10 protein-coding genes and 1 rRNA gene are annotated in these 14792 nt (G+C 66.7%); 7 read left to right on the forward strand and 4 right to left on the reverse strand.

The features are described 5' to 3' along the window. The 3 genes from rrf to QMK61_RS17430 all read left to right on the forward strand — a co-directional run. A 5S ribosomal RNA gene (gene rrf, locus QMK61_RS17420) occupies positions 1-89 on the forward strand; the annotation flags it as partial. A 194-nt stretch (positions 90-283) separates the two neighbouring features. Further along, on the forward strand, positions 284-967 hold the full coding sequence (locus QMK61_RS17425; RefSeq protein ID WP_302073504.1) for a rhomboid family intramembrane serine protease: 684 nt from the start codon (positions 284-286) through the stop codon (positions 965-967). Positions 968-977: 10 nt separating this feature from the next. Continuing rightward, a complete protein-coding gene (locus tag QMK61_RS17430; protein WP_302073505.1) occupies positions 978-1301 on the forward strand; it encodes a DUF1820 family protein in 324 nt (107 codons plus the stop codon). A gap of 48 nt (positions 1302-1349) precedes the next feature. On the opposite strand, the gene QMK61_RS17435 is transcribed toward QMK61_RS17430, so the two are convergent. Continuing rightward, positions 1350-2072: a glutamine amidotransferase gene (locus tag QMK61_RS17435; RefSeq protein WP_302073506.1), complete on the reverse strand. Its 723-nt coding sequence runs from the start codon at positions 2070-2072 to the stop codon at positions 1350-1352. A 26-nt stretch (positions 2073-2098) separates the two neighbouring features. Beyond that, on the reverse strand, positions 2099-3910 hold the full coding sequence (locus QMK61_RS17440; protein WP_302073507.1) for a GspE/PulE family protein: 1812 nt from the start codon (positions 3908-3910) through the stop codon (positions 2099-2101). A gap of 131 nt (positions 3911-4041) precedes the next feature. On the opposite strand from QMK61_RS17440, the gene glyQ reads away from it, so the two are divergent. Beyond that, the gene (gene glyQ / locus QMK61_RS17445; RefSeq protein ID WP_302073508.1) at positions 4042-4953 is read left to right on the forward strand and encodes a glycine--tRNA ligase subunit alpha; all 912 of its coding nucleotides are present in this window, start codon (positions 4042-4044) and stop codon (positions 4951-4953) included. Beyond that, positions 4950-7094, forward strand: coding sequence for a glycine--tRNA ligase subunit beta (gene glyS / locus QMK61_RS17450; protein ID WP_302073509.1), 2145 nt, complete (start codon positions 4950-4952; stop codon positions 7092-7094). The genes glyQ and glyS overlap by 4 nt, the downstream gene beginning before the upstream one ends. 170 nt (positions 7095-7264) lie before the next feature. Here the strand turns inward: glyS and QMK61_RS17455 are convergent, their stop codons facing one another. Next, positions 7265-7840, reverse strand: a complete 576-nt coding sequence (locus QMK61_RS17455) for a helix-turn-helix domain-containing protein (protein ID WP_302073510.1) — start codon at positions 7838-7840, stop codon at positions 7265-7267. A gap of 316 nt (positions 7841-8156) precedes the next feature. Between QMK61_RS17455 and QMK61_RS17460 the strand changes: the two genes are divergently transcribed. Next, entirely contained in the window at positions 8157-11249 is a 3093-nt protein-coding gene (locus QMK61_RS17460; protein WP_302073511.1) for a TonB-dependent receptor, read from the forward strand. 236 nt (positions 11250-11485) lie between these two features. Next, positions 11486-12322, forward strand: coding sequence for a DUF1481 domain-containing protein (locus tag QMK61_RS17465; RefSeq protein ID WP_345783642.1), 837 nt, complete (start codon positions 11486-11488; stop codon positions 12320-12322). Between the two features lie 70 nt (positions 12323-12392). On the opposite strand, the gene QMK61_RS17470 is transcribed toward QMK61_RS17465, so the two are convergent. Continuing rightward, positions 12393-14420 carry an autotransporter domain-containing protein gene (locus QMK61_RS17470; RefSeq protein WP_302073513.1) on the reverse strand — a complete coding sequence of 676 codons (2028 nt, stop codon included), beginning with the start codon at positions 14418-14420 and terminating at the stop codon, positions 12393-12395. Between the last annotated feature and the right edge of the window lie 372 nt (positions 14421-14792).

The raw sequence follows: 14792 nt of genomic DNA on the forward strand, positions 1-14792 counted from the left end.
CCACCCGATCCCATCCCGAACTCGGAAGTGAAACGCAGCCGCGCCGATGGTAGTGTGCACTCGCATGCAAGAGTAGGTCACCGCCAGGGATTTATTCCTCAAAACCCCCTCGCCTCACGGCGCAGGGGGTTTTCTTTGCTCGCATCCGGCGGAGCGGCGACGATCGGTCGCGGCCGAACAGCCGCCTCCCGCCATCGCGCAACCTCGCCGCACCTGCGGCCTCTCGCTCACCCTTCCCGTATCATCGGCACTTCGGGCAATCCGAACCCGCGGGAGGAGCGCCGTGTTCGTCCATGTCGAAACAAGACGCCGGCGCCGGTGGCAATGGGCCACCTTGCTGCTGGTCGTGCTCTGCGTGCTGACCTTCGTGGGGTTGGCCCTGTTGCCGGTGCCGCAGCGGGTTTCCTTGCTGCTGCAGTGGGGCACGATTCCGGCGAACATCTTCCATGCGCACGAGTCGCCGCTGCTGCTGGTGCGCGACCCGGCGCTGCTGCGCCTGCTGACGGCGCTGTTCATCCACGTGGCCTGGCTGCACCTGCTCAGCAATCTGCTGTTCCTGGTGATCTTCGGCGTGCCGGCGGAACGGTCGCTGGGGTCGTTGCGTTTCATGTTGCTGTTCCTGGTCGGCGGCGTGGTGGCGAACCTGGTCGGCGCGCTGTCGCTGGCCGGCGTGGGGCGGCCGATCATCGGCTGCAGCGGCGCGGTGTCCGCGGTGGTCGGCACCTACGTGGCGCTGTTCCCCCGCGCGCGGCTCGGCCTGGTGCTGCCGTTGGGCCTGTACATGGAATTCGTGCGCGTGCCGGCGTTCCTGCTGATCGGCATCTGGGTGCTGCTGCAGTTGCTGTTCAGCTATGCTGGGCCGAGCTACGGCGCCGTGGTGTGGTGGACGCACATCGCCGGCTTCCTGTTCGGCGTGGTGTTCGCGCTGGTGTCGCGCGAGTCGATCGCGCGGCGCCTGCGCGGCTAGAATGCCCGCCATGCGTGCGAAACGGCTCTACAAGGTCACCTTTCTCCACTTGGGCAAGTGCTACGAGCTGTATGCCCGGCACGTGGCTTCCAGCGCGCTGTGGGGTTTCACCGAGGTCGGCGAGCTGGTGTTCGAACCGGCGGGCGAGGGCCTGGTGATCGATCCCACCGAGGAACGCCTGCGCGAGGAGTTCAAGGACACCCGGGTGCTGCACCTGCCGATGCAGGCGGTGCTGCGCGTCGAGGAAGTCGAGCGCAAGGGCGCGCTGGCCATCCGTGACGCCACGGACGGCCAGAAGGTGATGCCGTTTCCGATGCCGCCGAAACCGCGCTGAACGCGGTTGGACTGTTGCACTCGGACGAAATGACGGCAGTACCGTGCGTCAGCGCGCAGGACCAAGGCCATGGTGATGCGCGAACACGCGCATCAACCGTCGCGCGACTGGCGTGGGTGCGACCTGCCGGTAGACATGGCGCGGATCGCTGCCTTCGCGATGCATCGCCTCGCGCTTGCGATGGATGTAGGCACGCATCACGTCGGCGTTGAATTCCGGGTGGAACTGCGCACTCATCGCGTGGCGGCCGTAGCGCAGCAGGTGATGGGGGTCGCGCTCGGAGCGCGCCAGCACGGTGGCGCCCGGCGGCGGTTCCAGCACGCTCTGTTCGTGCGTAGTGTGCGCTCGGAACACGCTGGGCAGCGCGGCGACGAGCGGGTCGTGCCCGGCTTCCGGCAGCAGTTCGATCGGCAGCGTGCCGATCTCGCGGCCGCCGGGCAGGTAGTCGACGCGCCCACCCAGCGCGTGCGCCATCAACTGGTGTCCGTAGCAGACCCCGAACAGCGGCAGCTCGGCATCCATCGCGTCGCGGATCCAGCCGGCGGTGCGCTCGCTCCAGCCGGCGCGCTCGGTGACCATCGCCGCGGAGCCGGTGATCAGCGCACCGGCCACTGCGCGGGGCGGCGGCAGGGCTTCGCCGGCGGCCACGTCCACGACCTGCACCAGGCGCGACAGGCGCGCGCCGATGCGGAACCAGTGCGGAAAGTCGCCGTGGCGCGCACGGATGGCATCCGGCGCGCGGCCGGTGCGGATGATCAGGACGGGTTTCATGGACGGGCTTTCGGTCGGAAGTGAGGCTAGTCGGCCTCGATGGTATCGATGGGCGGAAGCACCGTAAGCACTTCCTGGACTGTGGTCAGTCCGCGCGCGACCTGGTCGGCCGCGGAGATGCGCAGCGGGCGCATGCCTTCGGCCAGCGCCGCGCCGCCGAAGCGGCCCAGGTCGAGCTGGGCCGAGATCAGCCCGCGCAGGCGCTGGCCGAGGCGCAGCATCTCGTAGATGCCGGTGCGCCCGGTGAAACCGGTGTTGCGGCATTCCAGGCAGCCGACCGGGCGGTAGACCCGCTCGGGCAGCGGCAGGTCCCAGCCATGCACCAGCGCGGCCCATTCGTGCGGATCCTGCCCGGTCGCTTCCTTGCAGTGCGGGCACAGCGTGCGCACCAGGCGCTGCGCCACCACGCCGGTCAGGGTCGACTGGATCAGGTAATGCGGCACGCCCAGGTCGAGCAGGCGGGTCACCGCGCTGGGCGCGTCGTTGGTGTGCAGGGTGGACAGCACCAGGTGGCCGGTGAGCGAGGCCTGCACCGCCATCTGCGCGGTCTCCAGGTCGCGGATCTCGCCGACCATGATGATGTCCGGGTCCTGCCGCAGCAGGGTGCGCACGCCGGCGGCGAAGTCCAGGTCGATCGCCGGCTGCACCTGCATCTGGTTGAACTCGGGGCTGACCATCTCGATCGGGTCTTCCACCGTGCACACGTTGATCTCGGGCGTGGCCAGGTGCTTGAGCGTGGAGTACAGCGTGGTGGTCTTGCCCGAGCCGGTGGGGCCGGTGACCAGCACGATGCCGTGCGGGCGTTCCACCATGCCGCGCCAGGCCTCGGCTTCCTCCGCGGTGAAGCCGAGCTGGGAGAAATCCTTGGCCACGATGTCGGGGTCGAAGATGCGCATCACCACCTTTTCGCCGAAGGCGGTGGGCATGTTGGAGATGCGCAGCTCCACCTCGCGCCCGGCGGCCGAGCGGGTCTTGATGCGGCCGTCCTGCGGGCGGCGCTTCTCGGCCACGTCCATGCGCGCCAGGATCTTGATGCGCGCGGTCACCGCGGTCATCACCGGCGGCGGCAGCTCGAACACCTTGTGCATGATGCCGTCGATGCGGAAGCGGATCAGCCCGGCCTCGCGGCGCGGCTCCAGGTGGATGTCCGAGGCGCGCTGCTCGAAGGCGTACTGCAGCAGCCAATCGACGATGTGCACCACGTGGCGGTCGTCGGCGCCCACCTCGCCGGCCTTGCCCAGCTCCACCAGCTGCTCGAAGTTGAGCAGGGCGGAGGCGTCGCCGGCGCCCTTTGCGTCCTGCGCCAGCTGGATCGAGCGCTGGACGCCGTAGAACTCCTGCAGGTAGCGGTTGATGTCGATCGGGCTGGACACCACGCGGCGGACGTCGCGGCGGATCATGTGGGCGAGGTCGGCCGCCCAGGCCGCGTCGAACGGCTCGCAGGTGGCGAAGGTCACCTCGCCGGGCGTGGCCGCCACCGGCAGGATGCGGTGGCGCTGCGCATAGGCGTGGCTCACCACCTGGGTGACAGTGGCCACGTTGATCTTCATCGGGTCGATCTTGAGGTAGGGCAGGCCGGCGTGCGTCGCCAGCCATTCCGTCAGGCCTTCCAGGCTGAGCGGCCGGCCCGGATCGCGCAGGTTCGGCAGCTTGGCGTTGGCGATCACCACCAGCGGATGCAGTTCCACCGTGCTGCGCCCGGCGCGATGGCCCATGCGGACCTGCCTGGCGTCTTCGGCGCTGACGCAGCCGTCGACCACCAGCGCGGCCAGCACGTCGTCCAGCCCGAGCCGGCCGCGGCGGCCGAGCTGCGAGGCGATTTGCGGTGAGGCGGCCATATCCGGATGGATTCCCCGTGGTGCGGTGCGGCCGGCTGAGGCCCGCGCAGGTAGGCATGCCCATGCGCAATACGCATGGCGCACAGGCGTGAAGATATACTAGCGCGCTTTACGCAAGGCCACGGGAAGCCATGTCCGCACGCACCTTCCAGGATGTGATCCAGACCCTCAACCGCTACTGGGGCGGACAGGGCTGCGTGCTGCTGCAGCCGCTCGACACCGAGGTTGGCGCCGGCACCTTCCACCCCGCGACCTTCCTGCGCGCGCTGGGCCCGGAGCCCTGGGCCGCGGCCTACGTGCAGCCGTCGCGCCGGCCCACCGACGGCCGCTACGGCGAGAATCCGAACCGCCTGCAGCACTATTACCAGTATCAGGTGGTGATGAAGCCGAACCCGGAGAACATCCTGGACCTCTACATCGGCTCGCTGAAGGAACTCGGCCTGGACCCGCTGGTGCACGACCTGCGCTTCGTCGAGGACAACTGGGAATCGCCCACGCTGGGCGCCTGGGGTCTGGGCTGGGAGGTGTGGCTGAACGGCATGGAGGTCACCCAGTTCACCTACTTCCAGCAGGCCGGCGGTCTGGAATGCCGCCCGGTGACCGGCGAGATCACCTACGGCCTCGAGCGCCTGGCGATGTACCTGCAGAACGTGGATAACGTCTACGACCTGGTCTGGACCGAGGGCCCGCACGGCACGGTCACCTATGGCGACGTGTTCCACCAGAACGAGGTCGAGCAGAGTACCTACAACTTCGAGCACGCCAACGTGCCGGAACTGCTGCGCTGGTTCGACGTGTGCGAAGCCACCGCCAACCAGCTGATCGCCGCCGGCCTGCCGCTGCCGGCCTACGAGCAGGTGATGAAGGCCAGCCACACCTTCAACCTGCTCGACGCACGCCGCGCGATCAGCGTCACCGAGCGCCAGCGCTACATCCTGCGCGTGCGCACGCTCTCGCGCAGCGTGGCCGAGGCCTACGTGGCGCAGCGCGAGAAGCTCGGCTTCCCGGGCCTGAAGAAGAACACGAAGGAGCAGGCCGCATGAGCGCCGCCAAGTCACTGCTGATCGAACTGGGCACCGAGGAGTTGCCGCCCAGGGCGCTCGACGAGCTGTCGCAGGCCTTCCTTCGCGGTGTCGTCGACGGCCTGTCCAGGCGCGGCGTCGAGGCCGGGCTGGACCTGGCGCGTGCGTACTGCACGCCGCGCCGGCTGGCCGTGCATGTGCCGGCGGTGGCGGCCACGCAGCCCGAACAGCATGTCGAGCGTCGTGGCCCGGCGATCAGCGCCGCGCTGGACGCACAGGGCCAGCCGTCCAAGGCCCTGCAGGGCTTCGCGCAATCCTGCGGCGTGGACGTGGCGCAGCTGGAGAAGCTCGAGACCGACAAGGGCGCCTGGTTCGTGTTCCGCGCGGTCAAGCCCGGCCAGAGCCTGGCCGCGCTGCTGCCGGAGATCGTCGAGGAAGCGCTCAAGGGCCTGCCGATCCCGCGCCCGATGCGCTGGGCTGACCACGACTACAGCTTCGTGCGTCCCGTGCACTGGCTGGTGATGCTGCACGGCGCGGACATCGTCGACGGCGAGGTGCTGGGCTTGAAGAGTGGCCGCATGTCGCGCGGCCACCGCTTCATGCACCCCGATCCCGTGCACGTGGCCGATGCCGACAGCTGGCTCGACGCGCTGCGCGCGGCCAAGGTGCTGGCCGACCCGGCCGAGCGGCGCGAGCGCATCCGCGAGGAAGTCGCGCGCGCGGCCGCGCAGACCGGCGGCGCGCCGCGCCTGGATGCGGCGCTGCTGGACGAGGTCGCCAACCTCGTGGAATGGCCGGCGGCGATCGCCTGCACCTTCGAGCGCGAGTTCCTGGCGGTGCCGCCCGAGGCGCTGGTCACCACCATGGAGACCAACCAGAAGTTCGTGCCGGTGTTCGACGCCGCAGGCGCGCTCACCGAACACTTCATCGGCATCGCCAACATCGAGTCGAAGGATCCGGTGCAGATCCGCAAGGGCTACGAGCGCGTGATCCGCCCGCGCTTCGCCGACGCCAAGTTCTTCTGGGACGAAGACCTGAAGTCGCCGCTGGCCGGCAATCAGGCGCAACTGAAGAACGTGACCTACCAGCAGGCGCTGGGCAGCCTGTGGGACAAGAGCGTGCGCGTGGCGGAGCTTGCGCGCGTGATCGCCGGGCGCGTGGGCGTCGATGCCGGCGCCGCGACCCGCGCCGCCGCGCTGAGCAAGTGCGACCTGCTGACCCGCATGGTCGGCGAATTCGCGGAGCTGCAGGGCGTGATGGGGCGCTACTACGCGCAGCGCCAGGGCGAGGGCGAGGCGGTGGCATTGGCGCTGGACAGCTACTACCAGCCGCGCTTCGCCGGCGATGCCATCGCCGCCGATGCGGTCGGCCAGGTGCTTGCCGTGGCCGAGCGCCTCGACACGCTGTCCGGCATTTTCGCCGTCGGCATGAAGCCCAGCGGTAACAAGGACCCGTTCGCGCTGCGCCGCGCCGCGCTGGGCCTGGCCCGCACCCTGGTCGAGGCAGGCCTGGAACTGGACCTGCGCGCCAGCTTCGCCGAGGCGCTGGAATTGCTGCCGGAAGCCGCGCTCGCCGCCGGGCTCAAGCCCGGCAAGGACGGCAAGCCACCCGTGCTGGCCGCCGGTGCGCGCCGTGCCGCGCTGCTCGGCGAGCTGGTCGACTTCGTGTTCGATCGCCTGCGCGGCTACTACGCCGAGCTGGGCTTCACGCCCGAGCAGTTCGAGGCGGTGCTGGCGGTGGCGCCGGCCACGCTGCCCGACTTCGATCGCCGTCTGCGCGCCGTGGCCGAATTCGTCCGCCGTCCGGAAGCCGCCAGCCTGGCCGCGGCCAACAAGCGCGTGGCCAACATTCTGCGCAAGGCCGAGGACGAGTCGGGAAGGGCGCCCGGAGGGCCGGTGGATCCGGCCTGTTTCGAATCGCCAGCCGAGCACGACCTAGCCCAAGCGCTCGATGCCGCACTGACGGATACCGCCGCGCCACGCGCCGCCGGCGACTACACCGCGGTACTGGCGCGCCTGTCGCGGCTGCAGGCGCCAGTGGATGCCTTCTTCGACAACGTGCTGGTCAACGCCGAGGATGCCCGAGTACGCGCCAATCGCCTTGCGCTGCTGGCCAGCCTGAAGGCGCAGTTCGCCGCGGTGGCGGACATCGCGCGCTTGTAAGAGCCTATTCACGATCTCCAGGCACCCCGTGCCGGGAGCTGTTTGCGCGCAGGCCGGCGTCATCACTCAGTCGTGGCTGGGTCACGGATGCTGAGGCATGGCTTTGCATCCGGCAGGCGCCTGCGCCTGCCGTTCCAGATGACCTACGGGACCGCGACGTCCGTCCAGGATCAGGCCGCGACCGTGCGGACGTTCCGGATGCGCTCGGCCAGACGGCGGTTGAACGCCATCATGGCTGAAGGAGAAACATCGCGACCGCCCGGGCCGAGGATGCTGTAAAGCTCGGCCAGCAAGTCGGCGTTGTCGGCAAGCGACAGGTTCCCCGCGCCCAGGTCCAGTTCGGACTGAAGCATCTTCAGCGCGACGTTGAGGCGTTCCTCGTCCATCGCCATGCCGGTGGTCTGCAGCGTGGACGCCGCGGCATGCAGGCGGGAGCGGTGGCGGTCCGGCTGCGCGGTCTCGCCGCTGGTCTGGTCGTCCGGTGCCTTGCTGACGGCCGCGTCCAGTTGCATCGCTCCCTCGCCGGCCACCAGCCAGACCAGGGAGACCCCCAAGGTGCGCGCCAGGGTGACGCAACGGGCACGGGAAGGATCCGTGTTGCCGTCGCGCCAGCTGCGGACCACTCCTTCGGAAAAGCCGCACATCCGTGCGATCTCGGTGACGCTGCCCACCTTGCAGATCAGCACTTTTATGCGATCCGCAAACGTGGCTGAGGTTTCCGGCATTGTGTATTTGCGTGAGCTCATGTGGACCCCCCGGCCCGGATGTAAATGCGAAGCGGTCCCTCGTGCCGTGAATGTCAAGTTCCTTTCGACCCAAACGTTACAAAAACGTTGACTGACGCATGTTCTTGCTTTAGGTTCGTAGCCTCCTGCGGATCCGGTATGGACTGGAGGGCGTTGCCGAGGCGTGAACGCAGGAAAGGTTGCCCGCGTTGACAAGGCAAGGCGCCGGATCGGCAAGAAAGTATGAGGCGACTTCCTGGTTGCTTCGCAAGCTTTTGTTCTTGAAGAACATTTAAACGTTCCGGGTTGCCGGGACGACTCATGGGGAGATTTGTTGATGAACAAGCACGATACCCTGCGCGGGACGCTTCCTCGCCGAACCGCCCTCGCTCTGGCGCTGGGAATGGGCTTCAGTGGCCTGGCTTTCGGACAGGCGACCACGGGCAGCATTTTCGGCCAGGTGCCGGCCGGCAGCGCGGACACGGTAATCATCAAGAACACGACTGGTCTCACGCGCCAAGTCAGTGTCGATGCCTCCGGCCGTTACAGTGCAGACGCCCTGCCACTGGGCACCTATACCGTTTCCTTGCAGCATGATGGCCAGACGGTGGACTCGCGCTCCAACGTGACTCTGCGCGTGGGCGCGGGCACCGAAGTGTCCTTCGGCAACTCGGCGACCAATGCCCAGAACCTCTCGGCCGTGACTGTGACGGCCAACGCGTTGCCGGCGATTGACGTGACCGGCGTGGATTCGCGTACGGTCATCACGTCCCAGCAACTGGCCACGTTGCCGTTGGCCCGAAGCGCCGAAGCGATCGCGCTGCTGGCGCCGGGCGTGACCGAGGGTAGCGCCTACTTCACCGGCCCGCTGGGCAATTCGCTGGTTTCCTTCGGTGGTTCGTCGGTGACCGAGAATGCGTACTACATCAACGGTTTCAACGTTACCGATCCGCTGAGCGGCCTGGGGGGGATTTCCCTGCCGTACGGCGCGATCGACCAGCAGGAAATCCTCAGCGGCGGCTATGGTGCCGCTTACGGCCGTTCCGACGGCGGTGTGATCAGCCAGGTCGGCAAGCGCGGTACCAACGAATGGCATTTTGGTGGCCAGATCGAATGGACCCCGGATGATCTCGCGGGTGATCCGAAGAACTACTACTACGTCAACAAAGACCACTCGCGCGGCAAGATGCGCCAGTACCGCAAGGACAACAAGAGCTGGACCACGACGGTTGATGCCTATGTCGGCGGCCCGCTGATCAAGGACAAGCTGTTCCTGTTCGCGGCGGTCGAGGCCGAGCGCCGACAGGGGCAGAGCGTGGGTTCGGATGCCGCACCCTATGACACCCACTATCGTTACGATAACCCGAAGTGGTACGGCAAGCTGGACTGGAACATCACCGACAGCAACATCCTCGAGCTGACCGGCGCGTCCACCAAGTCCTCCTATCAGGGTCGGATGAATAGCTTCGATTACAAGACCTTGAAGGAAGGCGCCTTCAACAGTTATGACACCCATACCAAGAACGGTGCAGATCTGTATAGCGCCAAGTTTACCAGCTACCTCACGGACGACCTGACCTTGACGGCTCTGTACGGCAAGATGAAGAGCACGTACTACAGCGAAACGCCCGGGTACGATCCGACCTATCCGTACATCTTCAATCCGAACTACGAGAACCCCAAGGTTCCCGGTTACGGCAACAGCAACAGCCAGACTGTCAGCACGATCAATCTGCCTGACCATCGCGCCACCAATACCAATCTGCGCATCGACCTCAGCTACCGCCTGGGCAACCACACGTTGACCGCGGGTATCGACAACATGGAGCTGCGGAACATCAATGGTGGCACCAAGTTCCCGGACCAGGGCGTCGGCTACGCCTGGGAGTACAACGAGCCGGTGACCGATGCCAACGGCAATCCGGATCCGAGCCTGTACATCAAGGGTGGTCCCGGCTCAGCGCCTCCTGGGGCGGACTGGCACAACTCGCCCTGGGTCGCGCCGACCGCAGGCTATCCTGGTGGTTCAAGCGGCTACTATGTGGCCAAGTACGAGTATCACGACAACGCCTCGGTACGCGTGTCGCAACGTGCGCAGTACATCCAGGACGACTGGCAGATTACCGATCGTTGGCTGGTGAAGCTGGGCTTGCGTAACGACCAGTTCACCAACTACAACGCGGGCGGACAACCCTACCTGCGACTCACCTCGCCGCAGTGGGCTCCGCGCTTGGGCTTCAGCTGGGACGTGAATGGTGATTCCAGCTTCAAGGTCTACGGCAATGCCGGCCGCTACTATTTGGCACTGCCCACGAGCGTGGCTCTACGTTCCGCGGGTAGTTCGTTGTATACGCGCACCTATTACACCTACACGGGGATCGACGAGAATGGCATTCCGACGGGGCTCACTCCGATCGATACGAGCCGCGGTCCGGGTGCTCCGCTGTCGGACAACGGCGAATATGGCCAGCCGCGCGATCCCAAGGTGTCTGCCGTCAAGGGCCTGAAGTCGGAATACCAGGATGAATACATTCTCGGTTTCGACAAGAAGCTGGGCGAGTCGTGGGTATACGGTGCAAAGGCCACCTATCGCCGGCTGCGCAATGCTATCGACGACATTGGCGACAAGACCTCGATCATCAACAAGATGAATAAGATGGGTATCGACCCGGCGACCTACGACGCCAGTGTGATGCCGGGCAGCTACCTGATTAATCCGGGCAAGAACGCGACTTACTACGTCCGGAAGCTGGATGGTGGTTATTACGAGGTCCCGATGGATTGGAAGCAGGACTTCGGCTTCAACACCACCATGAAGCGTCACTACTACGGCCTGAACCTGTATCTGGAGCATCCGTTCGACGGCAAGTGGTTCGCGCGCTTCGACTACTTGTACTCGCGCAGCTACGGCAACAGCGAAGGCCAGGTGCGGTCCGACATCGGCCAGACCGACGTGTCGGCCACAGTGGACTGGGATTACGCCCAGGTCATGGACTACGCGAACGGCGAGCTTTCGAATAGCCGCAAGCACCAGTTCAAGGCCTATGGTTCGTACCAGATCTCGCCGGAGTGGCTGGTCTCGGCCAACACGCTGATCATGTCCGGTGCGCCCCAGGTCTGCCTGAACTACTATGCCGGTCCGCAGCCCAACCCGGGTCTAGGCTATGGCTCGTACTATCACTTCTGCGATGGCAAGCCGTGGCCGCCGGGCACCAAGCACAACGCGTGGACCTACCGCCTGGACCTCAGTGCCGAATATCGCCCGGAATGGGCAGGCAAGAAGCTGGGCTTCAACGTGATGGTCTACAACGTGTTCAACTCTCAGAGAACTACCCAGGTCTATCCGCGTCAGGCCACCAGCAGCTATCTGCGTCCGATAAGTTCTCAGACGCCGCGGTACGTGCGCTTCGGCATCACCTACGATTATTAATGCTGGGGCGAGGCCTGGGACCGGGCCTCTTGCTTACCCTCGAAAACCGCCGGGTTACTCCGGCGGTTTTTTTAGTCTCAACGAAAAGTGTGGCTCTGCGATCGCGCGCCCTTGACTTTTGCTTTCGCCCGCCTTTCGTCATATTCTTGCCTCTTCCCCCGTGAGGGCCGGAGACCGCCAGGTATCCGGGCTCGCGCTCCCGTTTTGACCGTAGATTGAGGTTTCCCATGCGTAGGATGGTTTGGCCGCTTGTGGCGGTGGCTTCGCTGGCGCTCGCCGGCTGCAATTCCTCGGATTCGTCGCAGGCGGCGGATGGTGGCGGAACGGCGTCGGCGGCGCACTCGGTGAGCGGCACGGTCAGTGTCCGCGGTGGCGACCAGCCTTCCGCGTCGGCCAAGCTGGAGGTCAGCCTGGTCGACGTGTCGCAGCAGGCCGCGGCTCCGCTGGCCAGCAAGACGATCGCCCCGGCGACCAGCTTCCCGCTGCAGTTCCAGCTCGACTTCAACCCGGCCAACGTGGCTCCGAACGATCTGTACGTGGTGAAGGCGGAACTGATCGACGGCGAGCGCCACTACGAAATGCCGCTGCAGGCGCCGGTGCTGACCAAGGGCCATCCGACGACCGGCGTGACGATCCAGCTGATGCCGCAGCAGACGCCGGGCGAGAAGGAGCTGGCTGCCTTCGAGGCGGTGCAGAAGCAGCTCGGTGCGATGAAGATCACCAACGGCACGAAGCTGGACACCGACGTGTCCTACGCCTGGCAGGTATTCCGCCAGGGCGGCCAGGTCCAGTTCATCCGCGCCCGCGCCGACCGCGGCGACAAGGGTTTCGCCAACACCGACTACGCCTACAAGGACGGCAAGCCGTGGGTGGTGGTGCGGCAGAACAAGGCCAACCAGAACGCCAAGCCGTCCTCGATCGACCGCGCCGGCTGGAACGATGCCGGCGAGCTGGTGCTGAAGCAGCACGAGGTGTCCGGCAAGGACAGCCCGCTGGGTGACGACGAGGCCCAGAGCCTGAAGCAGCGGGCCGAAGACATGCTGAAGATGGCGACAGGCGGCAAAGGCAAGTAATCGCCCTCCGGACGTCCAGACGCAAAAAAGGTCGCCTGCTCGCGCAGGCGGCCTTTTTCATGGGGACGCGTCAGAAGGCGACGCGGAAGCCCAGGTTCACGCTGTTGTACTTCTGGCTGCTGTCGCTGAAGCGGCCGTTGTAGCCCACCCAGGTGGTGATGTTGCCGGCGAAGTGCGCCGCCAGGCCCAGGCTGGCGCTGGCCCACGACTTGTCGGGCGAGAACCCCGGCAGCTCGAAGCTGCCGTTCATGCTGTTGAGGCCGGCGGTGATCATGTCGGGATCGGCCTTGCTGTCGTGGTTCCAGGCCAGTTCGACGAAGGGCGAGAGCGTGGCCTGGTTCACCTGCCACTGGCCTTCCAGGCGCCAGCCCAGGGTGCCGATCAGCGCATCGCGCTGCTGGCGGCCGAACCACATCGCGCTGCTGTCGTTGCCGTTTTCGGCGTAGCCATCCACTTTGGCGGTCTGCCATTCGACGTTGGCGAACGGCCCGGTGCGCAGGCCGCCGAGGTCGAACCACCAGCCGCCGGTGAGCCCGCCGCCGAGGTGTGTGCCGTCGGCCTTGGCGGTCTCGGTGCGGTGCAGGGCGCCGATCTGGAGGCTGCGGTTGACGTCGGAGAAGTTGGACTGGCCGAAGCTGGCGTAGGCGCCAACGTAGCCGCCGCCGGCGTGCCAGGTGATGTAGCCCAGCCCGCTGACGCCCTGCATCTTGTAGCCACCGCCGCCGCTGAAGTCGGCGTTCTGGTGCGAGACGCCCAGCGCGACGCCCGCCGAGACGTGCTCGCCGGCCTGGGCATCGGCGCCGATGGTGAGGTTGACGTTGTTGCTGGTGGTCTTCGGCGAGTTGCTGCCGGCGTCGTAGCGCTGGTGGCCATAGTCCAGGCGGGCGAAGGTGCGGGTGCCGGCGCCGCCGCTGTCGGCCAGCATCTCGTCGCGGATCGCACGCGTCTGCGTGGTGGCGTCGGTCAGCGCCGCCTGGCCCAGCATGGAGGCGTAGCCGGGTGCTTCGAGTTCGGCGATCACGTACTGGGCCAGCATGGCGTGTGCTGCGGTGGTCGGATGCACGCCGTCGGCGAACAGGTAGCTCTGGTTAGCGCCGTCGGCATAGGTGTAGGGCAGGCCGGAACCGGCGGGGCCGCACTGCACCGAGCTGGCGCCGGCGCCGCAGGCCGGCGCGGTGACGTTGCTGAAGCCGAAGGCCGAGGGGTTGGCCACCACCTCGTTGATCAGCGCGTAGGTGTTGACCGGGATGATGCCCTTGCCCAGCGAGGCCAGCCCGGTGTTGAGCTGGTTGTTGAAGATCAGGCTGAGCCCGGTCAGCGATTCGGCGGCGGCAGCGCCCTGCGCGGCGGCCGAGGGCGTCACGCCGATGTTGGGCAGGTTGAAGACGAGGATGTTCTTCGCCCCGGCGGCCTGCAGCTGGCCGATCAGCTTGACCTCCTGCTGCGCGGCGGCGCCCACTGCGGCCTGCGCCTGGTCGGCGGTCTCCAGCGAGCTGACCCCGGCGCCGGCGGTGACGGCCGCGGTGACCTGGGCCGTGACCTGCGGCGTGATCTGCGCGGTGAAGGCCGCGATGGCGGCGGGGTCGTTGGGAATCAGGTTGTTGGCGATGGCCAGCGAGACCTGCTGGGAGATCGTCTGCTGGATCAGCTGCTGCGCCGTGGCGGCCGCGCCGGCGGCAGTGGCGTGGTAGAAGATGTCGTTGGCACCGCCCCACATCGTGTACAGCGCCTTGCCGTCCACGCTGCCGCCGGCGAGATAGGCGCCCACCTGGCTGGTGATGGTCGGCACGCTGGAAGGCGTGCCCGGGGAATTGTCGAAGATGCCCGCGCCGCCCCAGGCGTAGTCCGTGCCGCCGGCCAGCGAGGCGGTCAGCGACTGGCCGAAGTGGCTGGCGACGCCCTGCACCGCCACCGCGCCGGGATTGGTGGTGAATTCCAGCGGCGGCTGGATCGCCGGGTTGGTGGCCAGCGAGATGTTGCCCGCATCGCTCAGGCTGTCGCCGAACACCACGACCTTGCTGAAATCCGCCGCGGCGGCGCTGGCGCTGAAGAGCAGGGCGGCGACGATGGCGCCGGCCAGGTGGGAAGTACGAAGCATGGCAACGGGACTCCTTGCGGGGTGGGTTTTTGTTATGCCGCCGTTACGGTAATGCATCTCCATACGTCGGCGCATGCTGCGATGCATCGCGACGCGGGGGCGGGGACGTGGTCAGAACGCCATAGTTTGTAACCGCTGAACAGACTATGGTGGACCACCTAGCTACAACCTATGACGGACTTGCTGACGCGCCTGCCCGGAGTGCAAGCCCTTCGCGGCAGGCGCTCTCGCAGCACTCTCAGGAGCTGACGTACTCGCAACGCTCGTCGGCGGCGACGTCCCCCCGGTTTTGAGTAGCACGGCCGTTTGGAGTCCAATCCCCCAACCGAAGGAGATTGGACGTGAAGAAGCGCTTTTCCGAAGAACAGATCA

The sequence above is a fragment of the Fulvimonas sp. R45 genome, assembly GCF_030504985.1.
Classification (GTDB): domain Bacteria; phylum Pseudomonadota; class Gammaproteobacteria; order Xanthomonadales; family Rhodanobacteraceae; genus Rhodanobacter_A.